General features: G+C 50.5%; 2 protein-coding genes and 3 pseudogenes. 4 read left to right on the forward strand and 1 reads right to left on the reverse strand.

Going from position 1 to position 3,914, the window contains the following annotated elements:
* Together LG31_RS21160 and LG31_RS20310 are read left to right on the forward strand one after the other, a co-directional pair.
* Positions 1-733 (forward strand): hypothetical protein (locus LG31_RS21160; protein WP_161785970.1); only part of this gene is annotated, 733 nt, incomplete at its 5' end.
* A gap of 129 nt (positions 734-862) precedes the next feature.
* Positions 863-1,123: pseudogene (locus LG31_RS20310) on the forward strand (transposase); the annotation flags it as partial.
* Positions 1,124-1,362: 239 nt separating this feature from the next.
* Here LG31_RS20310 and LG31_RS0106225 read toward each other — a convergent pair.
* The gene (locus LG31_RS0106225) at positions 1,363-2,406 is read right to left on the reverse strand and encodes an IS110 family RNA-guided transposase (RefSeq protein WP_033113629.1); all 1,044 of its coding nucleotides are present in this window, start codon (positions 2,404-2,406) and stop codon (positions 1,363-1,365) included.
* A gap of 61 nt (positions 2,407-2,467) precedes the next feature.
* Here LG31_RS0106225 and LG31_RS20315 point away from each other — a divergent pair.
* A pseudogene (locus LG31_RS20315) lies at positions 2,468-3,370 on the forward strand (IS3 family transposase); the annotation flags it as partial.
* A gap of 5 nt (positions 3,371-3,375) precedes the next feature.
* Positions 3,376-3,534: pseudogene (locus LG31_RS20820) on the forward strand (IS5/IS1182 family transposase); the annotation flags it as partial.
* Positions 3,535-3,914 lie beyond the last annotated feature (380 nt).

A 3,914-nucleotide genomic window follows, 5' to 3' on the forward strand; every position in this document is an offset into this window, starting at 1 on the left:
TAAATATGGTTTTTCGGCCAAGAGACCTGAAGATGGTAATGACGATCCACTCGAGCTAGCAGTAGGTACCCCCTCAGCCCTACAAAACTCCAGACTTATTTCTACCTCCGAAATCCCCGGAGGTTATGTTAACCGTTTTACTGGCATGCTAATTAATAGTGGGATAAGCGAGGCTTATTTATACAGGGTCAGGGCAACCGACAATGTTTATAGTATGGTGGATTATTTAAACAACCTAAGGCAAATAGGGTTTATGACTGATGACCCTAGGGTACCCCTTGCAACGTCCCTTTTAAGTAGATATCGCTCTGAGAGAGAATGGTTTGCAGTTGATCGTATAGAGGCTTTCCAAGTCGCAGGAGCACAACGGCTAAGAGTTGACCTTTCTTATGGGGACGTAACTGTTGATGAAGAGGAACGGAATCCATTTTTTACTGATGATAATACACATGCATCTGCTTTCCCGTTTGCTGTAGTTAACAATCCAGTACCTGATAGGTTGTCATTTATACAAGCGATGAACGGACCGACACCGAGCGGGGCTCTAATGGGCCCGCCATCCCCTCCATCAAGCGGCACTTTTAGCTCACTTTTTTCGTGCCTCCCCTCTGGGTCAGGGTCATCTCCATCAGGAAGATCATCAACCAACAAAGACCTAAAGTGTGAAGCCAATGTCACTATGAGACTAGGTGAATATTACGGGTTAATAGAAAACATCAATGACATTCTTTAGGTAACAACTTGGTTATGAAGCCCTTGAACGACGTTATTTCCCAAATCGATGTAGCTTGAATTGTAGTGGTCTAATCATCCAGGACACCATTTTAGGTGGTAGAGTCGCCACCATAATCTGAGGTGTTCAATGACAAGATTGCGTCGCTCATTTACTGCCCAATTCAAACTCGAAGCCGCATCCCTGGTGCTCGACCAGGGATATTCTGTCCCTGAAGCCAGCCGTTCACTGGATGTCGGTGAAACCGTGCTTCGCCGCTGGGTTCAGCAGCTCCAATCCGAACGCTGCGGCACAACCCCAATTAGTAAAGCACTGACCCCGGAACAGCAGAAAATCCAGGAGCTGGAAGCCCGCATCAACCGGCTCGAACCTGAAAAAGACATTCTAAAAATGTATGGTCTGCTCCTTATCTGCAAGCGTGAACTGATTTCCAGAAGTCGTTTGCGTCAATGTATCCGGCCTGTCTGTGAGCCGTTTTCCGGCTCTGGCCTTGATGGGATCCGCACGTCATCGTCCTAATAAAGCTACCAGTCACGAGAGACTGCTTTTTTAGCCAGGCTGCAACGTCGTGGGGTAAACGCTTCTGTCATCTGTTTTTGGCTCGCAAAACCGGGTATGAGTTCTATCAGTTAAACGGCTGAACTTGTGTTGGGATACGGTTGGTAATCCCTGCCGGATGTCAGCACTTTCCAGCAAATTCGCATTATCTTGTTGGCCAGGGCGATAAGTACCACATGGTGGTGATGGCCGGCCTCTAGCCTGGCGACCCATTCGCCTAACGATGATTTGTCACGCTTCATGTGAATTTTCAGCGCTTTGGCGCCCTGAATAACCATTTGCCTTAAATAGCTATTGCCACGCTTACTGATCCCGCCGAGCGAAGATTTGCCGCCCGTTGAATATTGCCTGGGGACCAGCCCCAACCAGGCTGACAGGTCGCGGGCTTTCTTGAATTGTGAGCCATTGCCAATTGCGGCAATCAACGCGGTTGAGACAATTGGTCCAATGCCGGGGACGGTACTGATTTTTTGGCACAAACTCGATGTGCTCGAGGCTTGTCCGAGCATGAGGCTCATGTCATCAATCTGAATATCCAGCTGTTGCCACCGTTCTCTCAGACGCAATACCAGAGCGCGGATAAAGTCAGGCAAGCCATTCTCGGCATCTTCAAGGATCGTCGGCAGAGAGCGCTCGAAGACTTTTCTGCCGACTGGCACGGTGAGCCCATATTCCAGCAGCAACGCTCGCATCTGATTGACAGTGGCGGTACGTTCGATGATGAAACGTTGACGGACTCGATGAGTCGACTGCAATGCCAACTGTTCATGAGATTTCAACGGGACACAGCGCATAGTGCCTCTGCTACCAGCCTCGGCAATGGCGGTGGCATCGTTGAAGTCATTCTTGTTCGATTTGAGGTAGGGCTTAACAAATTGAGCGGGAATAATCTTGGGCTCAAACCCCGCCTGTTGAAACAGTCGTCCCCAGTATTGCGAACCAGGACATGCCTCGAAGGCGACCCGACAGGGTGGGGTCGTGCTAATGAACTGTTTCAGTTGTGAACGCGTGAGCTTTTGCTTGGTCAATACATGCCCCATGCGATCCATCGCCACCAGGTGAAACCAATTTTTGCCTAAATCGATCCCGTAAATGTAAATATGCGCTTGAGTCATGATGAGCCTCCTTGATGCTGGCTACAGCATAGCGGGGTGGATGGAGCAGACCATCCCATTAGGCTACGGCTCTCTTGATGGCGGACGAGTTCACACTTACGCTCTGATAGAGCGATTAAGGGAGCAAGCCCCCATTACTCTGGTCTGCTGCGCTTTCGATGTGCCCACTTCCTGCTTTTACGACTATCTGGCCCGCAAGCGGACGATTAACCGTGAGCGGATACAGCAACGCAGCGAGTTTCGCCGTTTGTTCAAAGAAAGTCGGAACTCAGCGGGCAGCCGCGCCTTGATGTCGATGATGCGGGAGTTGGGGTATCAAATTGGCCGATTCAAAATACGGAACCTGATGAAGGAAGCCGGGTTGGTATCCAAACAGCCGGGCGCACACCGCTATCTATAAGGTGGCACAGTCTGAACGACCGGACATTCCCGATCTGCTGGCCCGAGAATTTGATGTCCAGCAACCCAATCAGGTGTGGTGTGGCGATATCACCTACGTCTGGGCAGGTGGTCATTGGCATTACCCGGCAGCGGTTCTTGACCTGTACACCCGGCGGGTTGTGGGATGGGCGATGTCAGATAAACCAGATGCAGAGCTGGCCATCAAAGCACTGGAGATGGCCTATCAGCAGCGGGGTTGCCCATCCGGTGTGCTATTTCACTCTGACCAGGGCAGCCAATATGGCAGCCGGGCATTTCGGCAACGAGTGTGGCGCTATCGCATGACTCAGAACATGAGTCGGCGTGGTAATTGTTGGGATACGCCCCGATGGAGCGGTTGTTCAGAAGTCTTAAAACGGAGTGGGTGCCGGCTATGGGATACATAAACCAGCGGGAGGCGAAACGGGATATCAGCTATTACCTGATGGATTACTACAACTGGCAGCGTCCACATCAACACAATCACGGGATCGCGCCAGCAAAAGCCGAGGCTCGGCCTAACCAAGTGTCCGGATTTAGTTGACCACTGCACTGGCCGAGACGGCGATGTATCGAGTCAATCAGTTGCTGGTGGGGAAAATCAGTCTGCGTAACTACAACAGTCAGGTGGGAGAAGTGATGGCGTATGTAAGCGCCATAAACAAACTGAATACCCTGGGCATACCAGCCAGAAAGCCCCGAGTGTAGCGGTCACCAAGGGCTGGGGAAGTCATGACTTACTGGCTGATTTGGGCAACTACGCCCCGCCCCTCCATCCCACCTCGCCAGAATGCAAACTGGCCCCCAATAAAATGAAAGCTAAATAGCTGTTCCGAATAGTAGAGCACTGCACTCGAACTGCTTCTACAGGTGACATGGGGCACACATCGCCGCTGAGCCTTGTAACTTCAGGCGTAGCCGTCAGATTGAACAAACTCCTTACGCCACAAGGGTTCCAGCAAGATGTAGCATCTATTGGAATCAGTTATTTAACGCCCCTCATTATTATTATTTATTTTTTGTTTAATCGTAACTGAGTAGCATAGTTTTTGTTAATGAAATCCCGATGTGATTTCAGCACGTATGTC

Source organism: Aeromonas lacus (assembly GCF_000764665.1).
GTDB lineage: Bacteria > Pseudomonadota > Gammaproteobacteria > Enterobacterales > Aeromonadaceae > Aeromonas > Aeromonas lacus.

Coding starts and splice junctions, on each gene's coding strand:
- LG31_RS0106225 (WP_033113629.1), bottom strand. CDS start 2,406: ATGACTCAAGCGCATATTTACATTTACGGGATCGATTTAGGCAAAAAT.